Consider the following 16,075-nt stretch of genomic DNA (forward strand, 5'->3'; position numbering starts at 1 on the left):
GATCTTAGCATTCCGGGCAATGTGGACGAAAACGGATCAAATCAGTTCTTTAAACGCATAGCATTATGAAGTAGCTGTCGCGAAGGAATGGCTCGCTGTCAAAGTTGGAGTTGATTGGAAAAGTCAACAACATTTTTATCGTGAATGAAAACGAATCACATAGGAGTCACTTCTTTCGATTTTTGAATGAAGTGACTCGTTTTGATAATAATGCAGATATAGGATTAAACATTATTGTCAAAATAACTATCTATTGACACGTTAAAAAGAATTAGATATGTTGTCTTGCTTAATAAATGAGGAACGTATATCATGTTATTTATATCTATATATTCTGAACATACCGACTGGTTAGTACAAGTGCGGCCGAGTATAAAAGGCGCTCACCGTACTTTTGGGAGAGTTGGATGATCCGAATAAGCAGGCTTTCAAGTTGCGTTACAAGGCTATCAAACAACAGAAAGGGGAAATAACCATGGCTGTTCTTGATTTATTCAGTTTACAAGGCAAAACGGCAATTGTCACAGGGGGCGGGCGAGGACTTGGGGCGCAAATCGCAAGAGGATTCGCGGAAGCAGGAGCAAACGTTGTAGTCTGTTCACGAAAAGTGGATTCTTGTATTGAAATGAGTGAAGAGTTAGAAACGCTCGGAGTCAAATCGATGGGACTCGCTTGTGATGTGGCAAATGAAGAAGATGTGAAAAAAGTAGTCGAAGATACAATGAAAGAATTCGGCCAGATTGATATTCTTGTCAATAACAGCGGCGCTACATGGGGGGCGTCCACAATTGATATGCCGGTTGAAGCATTCCAGAAAGTGCTCAATGTCAACACAACGGGAACATTTATCATGAGCAAAGAAGTTGGGAAAGTCATGATCAAGCAAAATAGCGGAAAAATCATTAATATTGCTTCCGTTGCAGGTCTCGGCGGAACACATCCTGATTTCATGGAAACAATCGGTTATAACTCCAGCAAAGGCGCAGTGATCACATTGACTAAAGATCTGGCAGCTAAATGGGGACAGCATAATATTAACGTCAATGCGATTGCTCCAGGATTTTTCCCTACGAAAATGTCGAACGTGACGATTGAAAATGGCCGTGATTATATTTTAGCTGGAACTCCGCTGAATCGGTTGGGAAATGAAGAAGATTTGAAAGGTGTCGCTGTGTTTCTAGCATCCAAAGCTTCCGATTATATGACAGGGGATGTATTAGTCGTAGACGGCGGCATGAGCAGTCAGATTTAATTTGTAGATGGAAAGGGAGAGGATTTCATTGAGTAATAAAAAGCAACTTTATCGTGGTGCTGCTTTTCTATATCAACACACAGCGAAAGAAGAAATCTTTACACCTGAAGAATTCACAGATGAACATCGTATGATTGCAAATACAGCAAAAAACTTTATAAAAACGGAAGTGCATCCTAAAAATGATGAAATCGAAAAGCAAGATTTTACCCTTGTGAAATCGTTGCTGCAAAAGGCAGGTGACCTCGGGCTACTTGCGCACAGTGTGCCAGAAAAATACGGCGGACTGGGGCTCGACAAAGTTACTAAAGGTCTTGTTGGCGAATGTTTAGGTTCAGCAGGTGGGTACAGCGTTGCACATTCCAATCATACATGTATTGCGACTTTACCAATCACGTATTTTGGAACAGAGTGGCAAAAGGAATATTATTTGCCCAAACTAGCTTCTGGAGAGTTTATTGGTGCGTATTGTCTGACAGAGCCTACTGCCGGATCAGATGCACTATCAGCGAAGACGACAGCGGTATTAAATGAGGAAGGTACGCATTATATGTTAAATGGTTCAAAACTGTATATTACCAATGCAGCTTTTTCTGATACTTTTATCGTTTATGCGAAAGTGAATGGTGACGCTTTCACAGGTTTTATAGTGGAGAAAGATTTTCCTGGACTGTCATTTGGACCGGAAGAGAACAAAATGGGCATTAAAAGTTCTTCAACGACAGCGGTTTATTTTGATAACTGTGAAGTGCCCGTTCGTAATCTGTTAGGTGAGGTCGGTAAAGGACATCATATCGCGCTCAACGTGCTAAATTTGGGACGTTTTAATTTAGGATCAGCTACTATGGGTGCCTCAAAGTTCAGTATGAAATTAGCGCTTGATTATACGAAAGAACGTAAGCAATTCGGCAAATCAATTGCTGATTTTACAGCGACTCAAGAAAAAGTGGCAGATATGGCGATCCGAATTTACGCAGCTGAATCACTTCAGTACAGAACAGCCAGCTATTTAGAAGATACACTTAGTGATGTCGAACATTCAGATGACCACCGATTAATCGCAAAGCGCATGATGGAGTATGCAGTAGAATGTGCAGTTTGCAAAGTGTATGGCTCTGAAACGCTCGACCAAGTAGCGGATGAATCGCTGCAGCTCCACGGAGGGTACGGGTATATGAAAGATTACCCGATCGAACAAGTCTACCGCGATTCGAGAATTAACCGGATCTTCGAAGGAACTAATGAAGTGAATCGGCTACTCATCCCAATGACTTTATTACGACAGGCAGCTAAAGGGATTTTACCGCTTGAAAAGCTTGTCGAAGAGGCCAATCAATCTTTAATGCAGTCAATTACTCTTACAGACTCACCACTTTCATTAGAGAAGGAAGCAGTTAAACTGATTAGAAGTGTTTTCTTGCTGAGTGCAGGTTTTTCTTATCAAAAGTATGGACTTGGTATTGTAGATGAACAGGAAGCACTTATAAAGCTAGCAGATATTGCGATAGAACTTTACGCAGTGGAATCGGCAGTTCTGCGAACAGAAAAGGCTTTGGAAAATTCAACAGACAAGTCAGCCTTGAAGAGTAGAATGACAGAAGCGCTAGTGTCAGACACCTTACTTCGTGTGGAAATGACTGTGAGAAAACTGATTACCGATATTGCGGCGATTGAAGAGAGAAAGTTTATAATCGAAAACTTGCTGAAAAGATTCAGTGAATTGGCGAGTGAAAGTACCGTTGAGACAAAACGGGAGATTGCGGCAGCTATCTATCAGGCAGAGAATTATATTTCTTAAGGGGGAATTAATATGAAAGCGATTCAATTAGAAGAGTATGGCGGACCTGATGTACTGAAAGTTGTAGATATCGATAAACCGGTGATTGGCGACAGAGAAGTTCTGGTGGAAATCAAAGCGAGCGGTGTGAATTATGCAGATGTAGCGCGCCGCGAAGGAAAATATGTTGTGCCGACGCCTCTGCCTTTCATTCCGGGTGCGGAAGTGGCGGGTGTCATTACAGAAGTTGGGAAAGATGTGAAGCGCTTTAAGCCGGGTATGCGAGTTGTCTCGCTTATAGAATCAGCTGGGTACTCAGAATATGCCGCGATACCAGAAATGACGCTTGCACCGATTCCTGACGGTGTGGAATTTACGGATGCAGTTGCACTACCTCTTCAGGGACAGACGGCTTATCATATCTTGAAGACAATGGGCCGGCTTGAAAAAGGCGAAACCGTTCTCGTGCATGCAGCAGCAGGCGGTGTAGGAGCCATCGCGGTTCAACTGGCGAAAATCTTTGGTGCCGGCAAGGTCATTGCAACAGCGAGCAGTGATGAAAAGCTTGCGCATGCGAAAGAAATGGGTGCGGATCATCTTGTAAATTATACTGAAGAAGGATGGGAATTAAAAGTCCGCGAGTTGACTGAGGGTAAAGGCGTGGATGTAGCGCTTGAAATGGTCGGCGGAGATATTTTCAGAAAAACACTTAAGTGTTTGGCGCCTTTTGGACGTGTAGTAGTATTTGGTGCAGCGAGCGGTGAACGCTCACCAATGGATGCCGGCGAATTGATGAGACGCAATCAATCTGTCATCGGCTTTTTCCTTCCGCAAATCATGAAAAATTATGAAGTGTATCAAAATAGTTTTAAAGAATTGCTCGGTTATATTGAAAGCGGCGATTTACAGCTGACAATTGGCGGCACATTTGATTTAGAAGAGGCTGCAGAGGCGCAGCGGCAATTGCAAGGTAGAAAGACTATGGGGAAATTGGTGCTGACTACGTAATTTACGAGCGGCTCAAATGAATAAGTGTAACGGAAGATAACGTGAACCTAAATGGTGGATCCTGAAAAAAGGAAGCCGTTTAGGTTTTTCTGTGTCTTACTTTCCATGTATACTTATAGTCAGTCAGGAGCTGAACCAATGAAGAAACTAGCGTTATATGCATTTTGTTTATTATTTATAGCGGCAGGGGTCGGTCATTATATACTGTCTGACTTTTTTATAGCGGCTATGCCGGAATGGGTGCCGTTCCGTCCTGCCATTGTTTATATTTCAGGGATAATGGAAATTTTATTGGCAATTGGGCTGTTAATGAAACGAACTCGTGAAAGAACAGGTATCTTGATAGCAGCCTTTTTAGTTCTAGTATTCCCAGTGAATATTTATATGGCATTATCGTCGGAGAATTATGATTTGCCCGCTGTTGCGTTGTGGCTCCGTCTGCCATTGCAATTTTTACTGGTTTGGTGGGTTTTGAAAGTCAGGAAATAGGAAAGGGGGACTTCCTCCATGTATGGACTTTATTCAGTTAAATTATTATTCGAATCTATTTATAAGCCAAATGAAAGTACAGAGACGGTATTTGAGGAACGTATACTATTGGTCAGGACTGAAGTTCCGGATGAAATCAGCAGGCTCGTACACAATCAATTCCCTCCAGATACCTATGAAAATAGCTCGGGAGGACTGACAACTATAAAGTTGGTAAAGATATTAGATGTATTTGATCTGGTGGAAGATTTGGAGGAATCTTTGCATTTTAAAGAGGTATATAGCAGACATCTGCTATTCGGGAAAAACACCAGTGTAGATGAAGCTATTCAGTCTTACGCGTTAGATAAGTAATGGCTTATAAAATGTGAAAATGACAGCGAAAGCTAGGCGTTAAATGGCCCAATATACCTACTTTCTTTGTCTTTTCACCGAAACTGATCTATAGCATCACCTTTAAAAAAGCAGTTGCAGAGTATTAATAGTTTTTGTAAGCTTAACTGGTCAATTAATGTTATACTTACCAAGTGTATTTTTGAAATAGGCAGGTGAACGACATGATAGAAGTAAAATTATCTCCAATTGGAGACGGTGATTTCAACCGGGGCGTGTTCGCAAAGCGTGATATAAAAAAAGGCGAACTGATTCACGAAGCGCCGGTCATTTCATATCCGAATGAACAGCACAATCATATTGAAAAAACGGTTTTGGCTGACTATGCATTTGAATATGGGGTAAATCATACGGCAATTCTGCTTGGCTACGGAATGCTGTTTAATCACTCGTATGAACCGAATGCAACGTATGATATTAACTTTGACAACCATACGTTTGACTTCTTTGCTTACACAGATATTAAAGCTGGGGAAGAAATTCTGATAAACTATAACGGCGATGTTGATGACGATGAACAATTATGGTTTAATGAAGATTATGACGGTACGGCTAACGATTAATACGGATACTTCGATTCATTAATTGAGTCGAAGTCATTAATCATCCAACTTGTCCCAGTAGCTCAGCTGGATAGAGCAACGCCCTCCTAAGGCGTAGGTCGGGGGTTCGAATCCCTCCTGGGACGTCATTTGAATTAATTTAACAAAAACTAGGTCTATAAAAAAAGCCAGTATTAGATTAATAAACATGATTACATACCTTTTCAGCTAATCAGCATACCTTCTAAATTAATGCGAAAGTTAGCCTCTTCTAGTAATAACAATTTCTAATAGTGGAGATTTGATAAAAGTTCACGCCTGAATAACGCATCAATTAATAACAGAGTATTTTACCAGCCTATTTATTTTATTATTTTAAATCTGAAAAGGTAATCACTCAAATTTAGAGTATTACCTTTTCAGTTCATTTGTTTTGACTGCGCAGACATATTTGTTATTTTCTCTTTTTAAATCTCAATACAATTACCAGAAAAAGTTACAGCGTCTGCGATTACATCTTCTACATTGACATTTGAACTCGTCTCTATGATTAGAGTTATGGTGACAGTGGTGTTTATTATCGTGATGGTGTTTATTATCATGATCGTGTCTATTATCGTAATGGTGTCTATTGTCGCGATTTGATCTTACTTCTCGACATTCACAAACCAATTCTACTCGATTTCCCCGTCTATTATTTTCAAAACACATATCTACTCACCTCCTTTACACTTTTTATGCCGGCCGGCCTTATAATCATTATATGGAAAGGTAAGTGAGGGGGTTGGACAAACAATCTAGTTAAAATAAAAAAGAATGACCTCGTCTACAAGATTGTCTTGTAAACGGGGTCACTTTCAACGATTCATTTAATCCGTCTGCTAAGCTTTTGCAAGCGCTTATCGGAGAAAAAGTTCCTCATTATATGCGGACAACGTAAATACAAAAAGAACGCTTGGCACTTAAGCCAGCGTTCTTTTTATACAGCATGAGAGCTGCTTCGAGTGAATAATCGCAGTATCCAATTAAAAAACGGTTCGATCAAGCGGCGCTGCCAAATGACAACAAATGCGACTGAAAACGCGATAAATGCCCCCATTAAAACATCTGTAGGGTAATGAACGCCCGTATAAATACGCGACAGTGCCATTAATCCGGCAAATACAAGCAGCACTGCGCCCATTTTCTTGCGTTTCCAGAAGAGTGCAAGCGCCAGCGCGAATGATCCTGCTGTATGATTGCTCGGGAAGGATGGATCTGTATCCAGTTTATCGACAAGTAGCGTCACATCATGATTGACAAAAGGTCGCTCCCGAAAAAACGACAGTTCGATAATCTTATCGATCCCAATTGTGATGACAGCAATAGTAAAAGCGAACAACACTATTTTACGGTTCGCTCTACGGTCTCCTAAACTTGTAAACCACAGCCAGACAAAAAATAGTCCGAATAAAAGTGGTCCATATTTTGTAAAGAATACGACAGATTGATCCAATATCGTATTGTGTCCTGCAAGTTGATTGATAGCTTGAAAAATTTTAAAGTCTACACTCATTTATTCTATTCCTCACGTTCCGTTACAGTTGATTCATCCTGATTATTTTGATTTGCATCCGATAAAAACTCTTTCAATAACCTTTTGTTTTCTTCTCTGTTTATATCTAGAACTTCGCCGGCCCTGACACGCAAGTCTTTATAAGTGCCTTCTGCAGGAATACGCATTGTCTCAAGATCTTTTGATTTCCCACCAGTGAGCATACCTTTTCCGATTGTAAACAGCGTTTTGCCATCAACATTCGTATCGATATAAGGATCAATGACTCCGAGTAGTTTTGGCAAGTTGAACAGCGTATTCATGCTGATCGCTTCGTCTTTCAATTTTGACAGTGCTTCCTGCTGACGTTTGACGCGGCCAAAGTCGCTGTGGATATCATGACGGAATCGTACATAGCCAAGCAGCTGATCGCCATTCAAATGCTGTTCACCCGGCTCAAGTGTCATATTTATTCCATGAGACATCGGATAGGGGATGTCCACTTCTATTCCGTCGGGCGCTATGACATCGACAATTTTAGAAAAGCCTTCAAAGTTTACGATGGCATAATATTGTACGTCCACATCAAAATTTTGTTTTATTGTTTTGCGGACTAACTCAGGACCGCCGAGGAAAAACGCTGCATTTAGTTTCTGCATACCGTATTCGGGAACTTCCACATATGTATCGCGCATTAAAGAAACCAGTTTCACTTCATTTGTATCCTGATTATAATGACCAATCATCAAGGCATCTGAACGCGCTTCTTCTTCGTCAGCTCTCGCGTCATTGCCAATCAAGAGTACATTAATTTCACCGAACTGCGCTTCTGCGCCTTGGAACTGTTCAAATCTCGTATCTTTCTCACTGTTGCTCGCAGTATCTTCATTTGCCATAGACACCCCGTTATTATATTGATATACGAAATAACCCGCACCTGCAATTAATAAAAATAAGAATATAAGGAAAAAGTTCTTGCGCCCTTTGTTTTTCTTCTTTTTCAATAGTTCACTTCTCTTCTCCACTTTCGTCACCTGCTCACCTGATTATGAATTTTTCGTTACGGCGCTGGAAGCAATCTGCACTGCCAAAGCGTCATCGAGATAGCCGACCGCAAATAGGTAATCCGGAATCACGTCAATCGGCACGATGAAATATAGCAGTGCACTTCCAATAATCGCAAGTTCTCCTGCATCGCCGTTTCTCGTCTTAAATCTGCTGAATAAATTTTTCATTTGGTCAATAAAGGGGCCGGTACCGCCAGTGCCCTTAAGCTTTTCCTCAAATTCATGAAGTATACGTTCTTCTCCTTCCGCTGATTGGGAAAACGTCTCATAATTTTTCAGCTGTTTTTCTAAGGAATTCATAGAGATATTGGCAGAGAGAAGTTCAGATGTACGTAAGAGCTGTTCAATGGTTTCATGATAAGCAGAAGCTGATTCTTTATGATTTTCTAATGGATAACCAGCCGATTCCAGCAATTCGGCTAAAGGCAGATTCAGAACAGATGAAAGCTTCTCTAAATGCTCCAGTGTTGCGTTTCGCTTGTGATTGATAATACGGGAAATCGTCGCTGTATCGATATCCGTTTGTTCACTTAACTTCCGCATAGATAAAGACTGTTTTTTTAATGTTTCACGTAATAAATGTCCGATGGTAATTCTGGGACTTTCCTCCAACATGAAAAAAGCCTCCTTATAAACAGGCATCAGCCAAAATAGTTAGCTATTTGTCTTCACTGTAAAAATACTAACGAAGTGTTGACAATTTGTCAATGATAGCCGCAAGCTATTATTTAGAAGATGAGGATCATCGTATGATTTCAAAGAATTACCGAATCTCATTCTATAGGTTTTCTAAAGGTTTCATTTTATAATGAGTGTAACCTGCTATATATGTATTGATTATTGAACAAATAAAAGGAGGAGCCGTTATGCTAAAGAAATTTCTGATCCTAATCGTTATAATTTCTGTTCTGGGTGCGTGTTCGAATTCTTCAGGCTCTAAGGAAGATCTTGCTTCTCAAATCACGATGAACACCATCGATGGTAAAACAGTGAGTTTAGCTGATTTTGAAGGGAAAAAAGTCTACGTGAAATTCTGGGCATCTTGGTGTCCGATCTGTCTCGCCGGACTGGAGGAAGTTAATACACTCGCAGGAGAAGAGAATGATTTTGAAGTGTTGACGGTTGTTGCGCCCAGCTATAACAATGAAATGAAAAAAGAAGAATTTATTAATTGGTATAAAGGGATGTCTGGTGTTGATGAATTGCCGGTACTGTTGAATGATGGTGGAAGTCTTGCGAAAGAATTCAACGTAAAAGGCTATCCGACATCTGCTTTCTTAGACAAAAATGGGCAGCTGATCCGATCGCAGCCAGGTCATTTATCCAATGAAAAGATTAAAGAAGCTATGGCGTTAATTGAGTAATGAAAGGGGAGAGAAAAGATGAAAATGAAGTATCTGACAATTTTATTGGGATTATTGCTGCTTGGTGGGTGTTCAGCGGGAGAGGCTGACACATCTGATTCTGGTACTGATATAGATTCACTGCGGCAGGAGCTTGCGGATGTGTTGAACTCGTCATCTGATTCCAAATATCCGGCAAATCCGAATGAAGATTTGACATTCGACAAGGATAATCTTCAGGAAATTTACTTGGCTGGCGGCTGTTTCTGGGGTGTTGAAGCATATATGGAGCGGGTTTACGGTGTGTATGATGTCACTTCGGGTTATGCAAACGGTACGACTGAAAATCCGACTTATAACGAAGTGATCACAGGAAAAACCGGCCATGCGGAAACCGTGCATATTCAATTTGATCCTGAACGAACGGATGTAGAGACGATTCTGGACCATTTCTTTATGATTATAGATCCTACTTCATTAAATAAACAAGGCAATGATCGCGGAACGCAGTATCGTACAGGTGTTTTTTACAGCGATCCGGCGCAAAAAGCTATTATTGATGAGAAAATAGCCAAAGAACAAGTAGAATATAAAAAAGAGATTGTCACAGAAGTTGAACCGATGACAAGTTACACTTTAGCAGAAGAGGAACATCAGGATTATCTGGAGAAAAATCCAAATGGCTATTGTCACGTTGAATTTGATACACTGGAAGATCAAGAAATACCGTCTGTGATCGATGCTGCCGCATATCCAAAGCCCAGCGATCAAGAATTGAAAGAGAAATTGACGAAGGCGCAGTATCAAGTCACGCAAGGTGATGAAACAGAAGCTGCGTTCTCCAATGAATATTGGGATACTTTCGAAGACGGAATCTATATTGACGTAGCAACAGGAGAACCGCTTTTCTCAAGTGCTGATAAATATGATTCACAATGCGGCTGGCCGAGTTTTACGAAACCAATTATTCCCGAAGTAGTAACAGAGCATAAAGACAAGAGTTTTAATATGGTGCGAATCGAAGTGAGAAGCCGTGCAGGTGATAGTCATTTGGGGCATGTGTTCCCGGATGGACCAAAAGACAAAGGTGGTTTACGTTATTGCATCAACAGTACAGCGATTGACTTTATTCCACTCGATGAAATGGAAGACAAAGGCTACGGCTATCTGACAGGCTACGTAAAATAATGTACAATAAAAATAGTAGAAGGAAAGGCGGCTCAGGCTCCATTTCCTTTTTTAACGATTTCCATAAGTTGTTTTGGCGAAACGAATTACCGATCCATTTCAGTGACTGGAACGAGCGATACAGGAAATTGAAACGGCTTAGCGAGGTGCCGATTGATAAGAATGGCTGCTAGGAAGTGCAAAGTTTGTCACGTCACTTCAACAGCATGCTGCATAAGATGGAGAAGCTGATGAATGAAATTATCGAGAAGGAACAGCATTTGCCGACTTCAATTCACAAATTAGACGAGCGAATGAAGCTATAGTACAGGTCCGATTATGGAGTGACTGTCGAGTTAAATGAAACAGGCGGTACTCACGTTACCATTCGGCGTGGTCGATTTGTGAATTGATTCTACTCCCTACATCATAGTATGGAGAACGAAAAAGAAAGGAATGAAATAGTATGAGGGAAATGGTTGCAAGATGCAGACAGCTCGTCGAAACGATTTACAATCAATATGATGCAAGTCACGATCTGGATCATATTGACCGTGTAATGAAAAATGCGGAAAAGATTTTATTGACGGAACCTGCGGCTGATGAATTAGTAGTACAATTAGCGGTTCTGCTTCACGATATCGAAGACGCGAAATATGAGGCAATGCACGAAGCAACTACCAATCAAATGCTGGATAAAATTGGTGCTTCCGCTGATTTATCGGCCAAAGTCATATCTGCTATCGAAAGTGTATCTTTCAATGGAGGACATGCAAAAGAAATTACGTCTATTGAAGGGGCAATTGTTAGAGATGCAGATCGACTGGATGCAATCGGAGCAATTGGAATCGCGCGGGCATTTGCTTTTGGCGGTGCCAGAGGTAGAAAGCTATATGATTTGGAGGAAGAAGCACGCAGAACAATGTCAGCTTCTGAGTACCGTAATAAAGAAACCGCTTCGGTCACACATTTTTATGAAAAACTATTGCTGCTGAAAGAACTCATGGTGACGACTGAAGGGATACGTCTCGCAAAAGAACGCCATCACTTTATGGAGTCTTTCCTGGAACAGCTGAAGATCGAGATAGAGTAATAAAAAAATGATTGCCTATTCTGAACTTTGTCTGATAGAATTGAGTTACTGATTACACAATTCTATTTTGTGAAGAAAAAGGTGAGTCCTTGGATAAAAATAATAAATTATTTGTCATTACATTAATCGCAATTGTCTTATTTACTTTAGGCGGCTTTGCCGTGCAAAAAGGTTTTATCACATTTTAACTGCATCTTACAGAAGCCCTTAGGTCCATACAACAGACCTAAGGGCTTTTTTCCTTTATTCAGCAATCAAATGAAGACCTAATGCATATAGTAAAGGGAGTTTGGTTTGGCAACAAGTTCTGTTTACTAATAGAGCAACTTAGGTAATAAAAAGGAGAGTGTCAGATGTGTATAATCAAGAGCAAAGAACGATAACAGTCTATGGAGAAGGGGCGGTAAAAGCCTCCCCAGACCGTGTGCAAATTGTTATATCTGTGAATTCTAGAGGGACAGAGCTTCAAGAAATTCAGCAAGACAATGCAAGTAGAATGAACCAGGTTACGAAAGCACTGTTGGCTGCCGGTATTTCTGAAGATTCCATTCAGACGATTGATTATCAAATCCGGCCCGTCTATGACTATGTCAACGGGGAACAGCGATTTCAAGGATATGAAGTGACAAACACAATCCGTATCACGAGTGAAAACCTATCTCGTGCAGGAGAGCTTGTAGATCTGGCTGTCAAAAATGGAGCCAATCAAATTGGCTCGATTGAATTCAGCTTGCAGAACCAAGACGAATACTATCAAAAAGCATTAGCACTTGCCCTACAGGATGCAGAAATGAAAATGATTACGATCGGAACATCGTTGCAGTTACCGAACAAACCGATCCCAATGACTATAGAAGAGCAGCATATCAATCAGCCGATCGCATTTAGGGCCGTCGCCATGGCTGATACAGGTTCTACGCCCATTTCTTCAGGCACACTGACAATTAGCGCGAGCCTTCTCGTTACGTATCAGATTGTCTGACGGCAGGTGGCGCACGGTTTGACAGTCTGCTACCATCAAATAAAAGTGCTTGGAAAGAGGCGTCGCGAATGAATGCTGTATTCATTATTAATGAGCAAGCGGGGGATGGCAAAGGGGCGGACGTATGGAGAAATTTGCACGCCGACAGTAGCTATCCTTTTAAGAAGACAGCGTACAAGGGACATGCGACACAACTTGCACGTCAGGCCGTGCAAGAAACAGACCAGCCTGTATTGCTTGTAGTGATTGGTGGAGACGGCACGATTCATGAAGTACTAAACGGCATAATTGGTTTTGAGCATGTTACAATCGGTGTCATGAAAGCAGGATCAGGAAATGATTTCGCTAGAGAATTTCCCGTTTTTCAAGATTTTTCTGAAATCAAAGCCTATTTGAATACAATCCCAATTGCAAGAAAAGCTGCGGACGCAGGTGTTGTACAGATTACAAATAATACCTATCGTCATTTTGCCAGTAACTGCGGCTTCGGACTCGACGCGGATATATCACTTTCAGTAAGCCAGTCGCGTATTAAAAAAACGCTAAACAAATGGAAACTGGGCAGACTTGTCTATGCACTAACGGTGGCAGGCTGCCTACTGCGTTTTAAACGTTTTCGTGCCAGTGTCCAAATTGGTGAAAAGACCACATATTTCGAAAACGTCTGGATGCTAACAGTTAGCAATCAAAAATACTATGGTGGCGGAATGAAAATATCCCCTCATTCAATTAGTGATGATGGGATATTTGAACTAACAGTCGTGCATGATATTTCATTGCTGAAATTTTTGGCTGTGTTTCTAACGGTTTTCAATGGAAGCCACACGCGTTTTAAAGGCGTGTCTACATACAAAAGCCAGAAATTCATTTTCGGTGTCGATCAGGAGATTGGCTGTCACTGTGATGGGGAGTATATTGGTACGGTTACTGTTGGACAAGAGGTGGTTTGTGAAGTGGATGAGCGGAAATGGTATGTGTCTACTATAAATAGTCAAGGTTAAAAAAACTGCGCTCGCACTACTGGAATCCTATTCCTATCCTATGCTATAGTAAAACGGAAAAGGCAGGTGACCAGAGTGCAGAAACGAAGAAGACCGGTAATTCGTAAAGGAAATGTTGTGGTGTTCCCTGGAACGCTGGAACGTTTACATAGAGCAGGCAGAGAAGCTATGGAGAAAGATCTTCATGAAGTGGCGATTGATCATTTTGAAGCTATTTTAGACATTAATCCAGATGAAATATCTGTTTTAGACCTGCTTGCCATTTCACTTTATGAAATGAAGGATTTCGAACGTGCAAAAGAATACGCACTGCTTGCGATGCAAAAACAGTCCGGGGATTACATAGAAATATTGGAACTGTATCTGTCAATTTCTATTCAACTTCAGCAATATGAAGAAGTGGAGTTGACAATTCAAGGCTTATTGGAAAAAGATATGATTCCTTCAGAAAACTTGCAGAAGTTCCAGTACTTGCGCGAATTGAATGGCAGATTAACCGATCGTTATATAGAAGAAACAGATTTCCAGGAGCCTTCAGTTACGTTAGACGATTTCCTGAAAATGTCGCCGAATGAACAGCAGGAGTTCCTGCTGTCCTTGCAAAATCAGCAACTCGGACCTTATATTTCATTGCTGATCGAAATCGTGCAGCATGAAGATAGTATTCCAATCGTCAAGACGTATGCTCTGCTCCTGCTACAAAAGAGTGGTTCGAAGGAATCCGTTACCATCACAAAGTATCATTATGAAACAGAAGCAATCCCTTCGAGACTTGTTTCGATCGAAATGGATCCGTTTGTCAATGAAGTACAATTTCTTGTGAAATCCCGTTTTGAAAAGGATCCTACAGCGAGTGAGCTTGCTGTAAATCTAATTTTGAAATACAGCGTGCTGCTGTATCCATTTCATTGGAGTCCTTATACAGCAGAGGAAGTCGCAGATGCATATATCTCTTATACTAAACAATTATTATATGGAAAAGAGTTAGATGAAACCGCGCTGTTGCAATTCATCCGCACTGTCGACGAAGAAATGGACAGCTGAAGATGAATATTTCTTGAAACATGGTTAGACTATGTTATACTAAAATGGTTGTCAACTGCTTATCTGTCTTCAGTAAAGTTCTCATTCGAAATACCAGTGAGAAACAATATAATAGTTGAATTCAGATAAAACCTTCAACGTGTATCAAAGATTTTTCATTATCACCGAAAAGTTCAGATGCAATAATGCGGAGGTATAATTGATTAAAATAAACGTAATAAAAGTTGTGTAAATGATTTGGAGGTCAGACATATGACAGTTAAATGGGAAAAATTAGAAGGCAGTGAAGGGAAACTTACTTTTGAAGTTTCTGTAGAGCGTTTCAATCAAGGTATGGATGAAGCGTTTAAAAAGGTAGTAAAGAAAGTACAAGCACCAGGTTTCCGTAAAGGAAAAATGCCTCGTAAAATGTTCGACAAAATGTACGGTGAAGAAGCGCTTTATAATGATGCAATCGATATCGTATTGCCTGAAGCGTACTCAAAAGCTGTAGAAGAAGCAGAAGTTGATCCAATCGCTGCTCCTGAAATCGACATCGAAAAACTTGAAAAAGGTGAGCCGGTTGTATTCACAGCAGTGATCGCTTTGAAACCAGAAGTGAAATTGGGAGAATACAAAGGACTTGAAGTAACTCGTCAATCAACCGAAGTTACAGATGAAGAAGTAGACGCTCAGCTTGAACAGCGCCGTGAAGGACTTGCGGAAATGGTTGTTAAAGAAGAAGGCGATGCTAAAGACGGCGATACAGTAACAATTGACTTTGAAGGTTTCGCTGACGGCGAAGCATTCGAAGGTGGAAAGTCTGAAAACTACGATCTTGAAATCGGATCTGGTTCATTCATTCCAGGATTTGAAGAACAAGTAGTTGGTATGAAAACAGGAGAAGAAAAAGAAATCGAAATTACATTCCCTGAAGAGTACCATGCAGCTGAATTAGCTGGGAAACCTGCTACTTTCAAAGTAAAAGTTCACGAAATTAAGTCAAAAGAAGTTCCAGAACTTGACGATGAATTAGCAAAAGAAATCGACGAAGAGGTTTCTTCAGTAGAAGAACTTCGTACAAAGCTTAAAAAAGAAGCAGAAGAAGTGAAGAAGAACGATTCTGAAACTGCACTTCGTGACGATCTAGTTGAACAGGCAGCAAGCAACGCTGAGATGGAAATTCCACAAGCGATGATTGACTCTGAAACAGACCGCATGATGCAAGATTTCGAACAGCGTCTTCAAATGCAAGGAATGAACCTTGACCTTTACTTCCAATTCTCAGGGCAGGACGAGCAAACACTTCGTGACCAAATGAAAGACGACGCGCTTAGCCGTGTTCGCGTTTCATTGACGCTGGAAGCTATTGGTGCAGCTGAAAATGTAGAAGTTCCTGAAGAA

At 40.8% G+C, this 16,075-nt stretch carries 16 protein-coding genes and 1 tRNA gene; 14 read left to right on the top strand and 3 right to left on the bottom strand.

Annotated elements, in window-relative coordinates:
• Positions 1-475 precede the first annotated feature (475 nt).
• From Q1J64_RS13725 to Q1J64_RS13755, 7 genes are all read left to right on the top strand, one after another.
• Complete coding sequence (locus Q1J64_RS13725) at positions 476-1,252, top strand: SDR family oxidoreductase (protein ID WP_301109657.1); 777 nt, start codon at positions 476-478, stop codon at positions 1,250-1,252.
• 28 nt (positions 1,253-1,280) lie between these two features.
• Entirely contained in the window at positions 1,281-3,050 is a 1,770-nt protein-coding gene (locus tag Q1J64_RS13730) for an acyl-CoA dehydrogenase FadE (protein WP_301109658.1), read from the top strand.
• A 12-nt stretch (positions 3,051-3,062) separates the two neighbouring features.
• Positions 3,063-4,037, top strand: a complete 975-nt coding sequence (locus Q1J64_RS13735) for a quinone oxidoreductase family protein (protein ID WP_301109659.1) — start codon at positions 3,063-3,065, stop codon at positions 4,035-4,037.
• A 138-nt stretch (positions 4,038-4,175) separates the two neighbouring features.
• Positions 4,176-4,526 carry a DoxX family protein gene (locus Q1J64_RS13740; protein WP_301109660.1) on the top strand — a complete coding sequence of 117 codons (351 nt, stop codon included), beginning with the start codon at positions 4,176-4,178 and terminating at the stop codon, positions 4,524-4,526.
• Between the two features lie 18 nt (positions 4,527-4,544).
• On the top strand, positions 4,545-4,880 hold the full coding sequence (locus tag Q1J64_RS13745) for a DUF4288 domain-containing protein (protein ID WP_301109661.1): 336 nt from the start codon (positions 4,545-4,547) through the stop codon (positions 4,878-4,880).
• 203 nt (positions 4,881-5,083) lie between these two features.
• On the top strand, positions 5,084-5,482 hold the full coding sequence (locus Q1J64_RS13750) for an SET domain-containing protein (RefSeq protein ID WP_301109662.1): 399 nt from the start codon (positions 5,084-5,086) through the stop codon (positions 5,480-5,482).
• A 51-nt stretch (positions 5,483-5,533) separates the two neighbouring features.
• Positions 5,534-5,607 (top strand) — tRNA-Arg (locus Q1J64_RS13755).
• 833 nt (positions 5,608-6,440) lie between these two features.
• Here the strand turns inward: Q1J64_RS13755 and Q1J64_RS13760 are convergent.
• The 3 genes from Q1J64_RS13760 to Q1J64_RS13770 are packed head-to-tail and all read right to left on the bottom strand — an operon-like array spanning position 6,441 to position 8,677.
• Positions 6,441-7,016, bottom strand: a complete 576-nt coding sequence (locus tag Q1J64_RS13760; RefSeq protein ID WP_301109663.1) for a phosphatase PAP2 family protein — start codon at positions 7,014-7,016, stop codon at positions 6,441-6,443.
• Between the two features lie 5 nt (positions 7,017-7,021).
• Positions 7,022-8,020, bottom strand: a complete 999-nt coding sequence (locus Q1J64_RS13765) for an LCP family protein (RefSeq protein ID WP_301109664.1) — start codon at positions 8,018-8,020, stop codon at positions 7,022-7,024.
• 21 nt (positions 8,021-8,041) lie between these two features.
• A complete protein-coding gene (locus tag Q1J64_RS13770; RefSeq protein ID WP_301109665.1) occupies positions 8,042-8,677 on the bottom strand; it encodes a DUF1232 domain-containing protein in 636 nt (211 codons plus the stop codon).
• Between the two features lie 251 nt (positions 8,678-8,928).
• Between Q1J64_RS13770 and Q1J64_RS13775 the strand changes: the two genes are divergently transcribed.
• The 7 genes from Q1J64_RS13775 to tig all read left to right on the top strand — a co-directional run.
• Positions 8,929-9,426 carry a redoxin family protein gene (locus Q1J64_RS13775; protein WP_301109666.1) on the top strand — a complete coding sequence of 166 codons (498 nt, stop codon included), beginning with the start codon at positions 8,929-8,931 and terminating at the stop codon, positions 9,424-9,426.
• An 18-nt stretch (positions 9,427-9,444) separates the two neighbouring features.
• Complete coding sequence (gene msrB / locus Q1J64_RS13780; RefSeq protein WP_301109667.1) at positions 9,445-10,593, top strand: peptide-methionine (R)-S-oxide reductase MsrB; 1,149 nt, start codon at positions 9,445-9,447, stop codon at positions 10,591-10,593.
• 445 nt (positions 10,594-11,038) lie between these two features.
• The gene (locus Q1J64_RS13785; protein WP_301109668.1) at positions 11,039-11,665 is read left to right on the top strand and encodes an HD domain-containing protein; all 627 of its coding nucleotides are present in this window, start codon (positions 11,039-11,041) and stop codon (positions 11,663-11,665) included.
• Between the two features lie 355 nt (positions 11,666-12,020).
• Positions 12,021-12,647 (top strand): SIMPL domain-containing protein, encoded by a 627-nt coding sequence (locus tag Q1J64_RS13790; RefSeq protein ID WP_301109669.1) that lies wholly within the window; start codon positions 12,021-12,023, stop codon positions 12,645-12,647.
• 68 nt (positions 12,648-12,715) lie between these two features.
• Positions 12,716-13,648, top strand: a complete 933-nt coding sequence (locus Q1J64_RS13795; RefSeq protein ID WP_301109670.1) for a diacylglycerol/lipid kinase family protein — start codon at positions 12,716-12,718, stop codon at positions 13,646-13,648.
• Positions 13,649-13,723: 75 nt separating this feature from the next.
• Positions 13,724-14,692: a DUF3196 family protein gene (locus Q1J64_RS13800; protein ID WP_301109671.1), complete on the top strand. Its 969-nt coding sequence runs from the start codon at positions 13,724-13,726 to the stop codon at positions 14,690-14,692.
• A 252-nt stretch (positions 14,693-14,944) separates the two neighbouring features.
• Positions 14,945-16,075 (top strand): trigger factor (tig, locus tag Q1J64_RS13805; protein WP_301109672.1); only part of this gene is annotated, 1,131 nt, incomplete at its 3' end.

Source organism: Sporosarcina sp. (assembly GCF_029257255.1).
Taxonomy (GTDB): domain Bacteria; phylum Bacillota; class Bacilli; order Bacillales_A; family Planococcaceae; genus Sporosarcina.

Excerpts from the sequence above, each read along its gene's own strand:
- Q1J64_RS13725 (WP_301109657.1), top strand. The coding sequence starts at position 476 with ATGGCTGTTCTTGATTTATTCAGTTTACAAGGCAAAACGGCAATTGTC.
- Q1J64_RS13735 (WP_301109659.1), top strand. The coding sequence starts at position 3,063 with ATGAAAGCGATTCAATTAGAAGAGTATGGCGGACCTGATGTACTGAAA.
- Q1J64_RS13740 (WP_301109660.1), top strand. The coding sequence starts at position 4,176 with ATGAAGAAACTAGCGTTATATGCATTTTGTTTATTATTTATAGCGGCA.
- Q1J64_RS13745 (WP_301109661.1), top strand. The coding sequence starts at position 4,545 with ATGTATGGACTTTATTCAGTTAAATTATTATTCGAATCTATTTATAAG.
- Q1J64_RS13750 (WP_301109662.1), top strand. The coding sequence starts at position 5,084 with ATGATAGAAGTAAAATTATCTCCAATTGGAGACGGTGATTTCAACCGG.
- Q1J64_RS13760 (WP_301109663.1), bottom strand. The coding sequence starts at position 7,016 with ATGAGTGTAGACTTTAAAATTTTTCAAGCTATCAATCAACTTGCAGGA.
- Q1J64_RS13770 (WP_301109665.1), bottom strand. The coding sequence starts at position 8,677 with ATGTTGGAGGAAAGTCCCAGAATTACCATCGGACATTTATTACGTGAA.
- Q1J64_RS13775 (WP_301109666.1), top strand. The coding sequence starts at position 8,929 with ATGCTAAAGAAATTTCTGATCCTAATCGTTATAATTTCTGTTCTGGGT.
- msrB (WP_301109667.1), top strand. The coding sequence starts at position 9,445 with ATGAAAATGAAGTATCTGACAATTTTATTGGGATTATTGCTGCTTGGT.
- Q1J64_RS13785 (WP_301109668.1), top strand. The coding sequence starts at position 11,039 with ATGAGGGAAATGGTTGCAAGATGCAGACAGCTCGTCGAAACGATTTAC.
- Q1J64_RS13795 (WP_301109670.1), top strand. The coding sequence starts at position 12,716 with ATGAATGCTGTATTCATTATTAATGAGCAAGCGGGGGATGGCAAAGGG.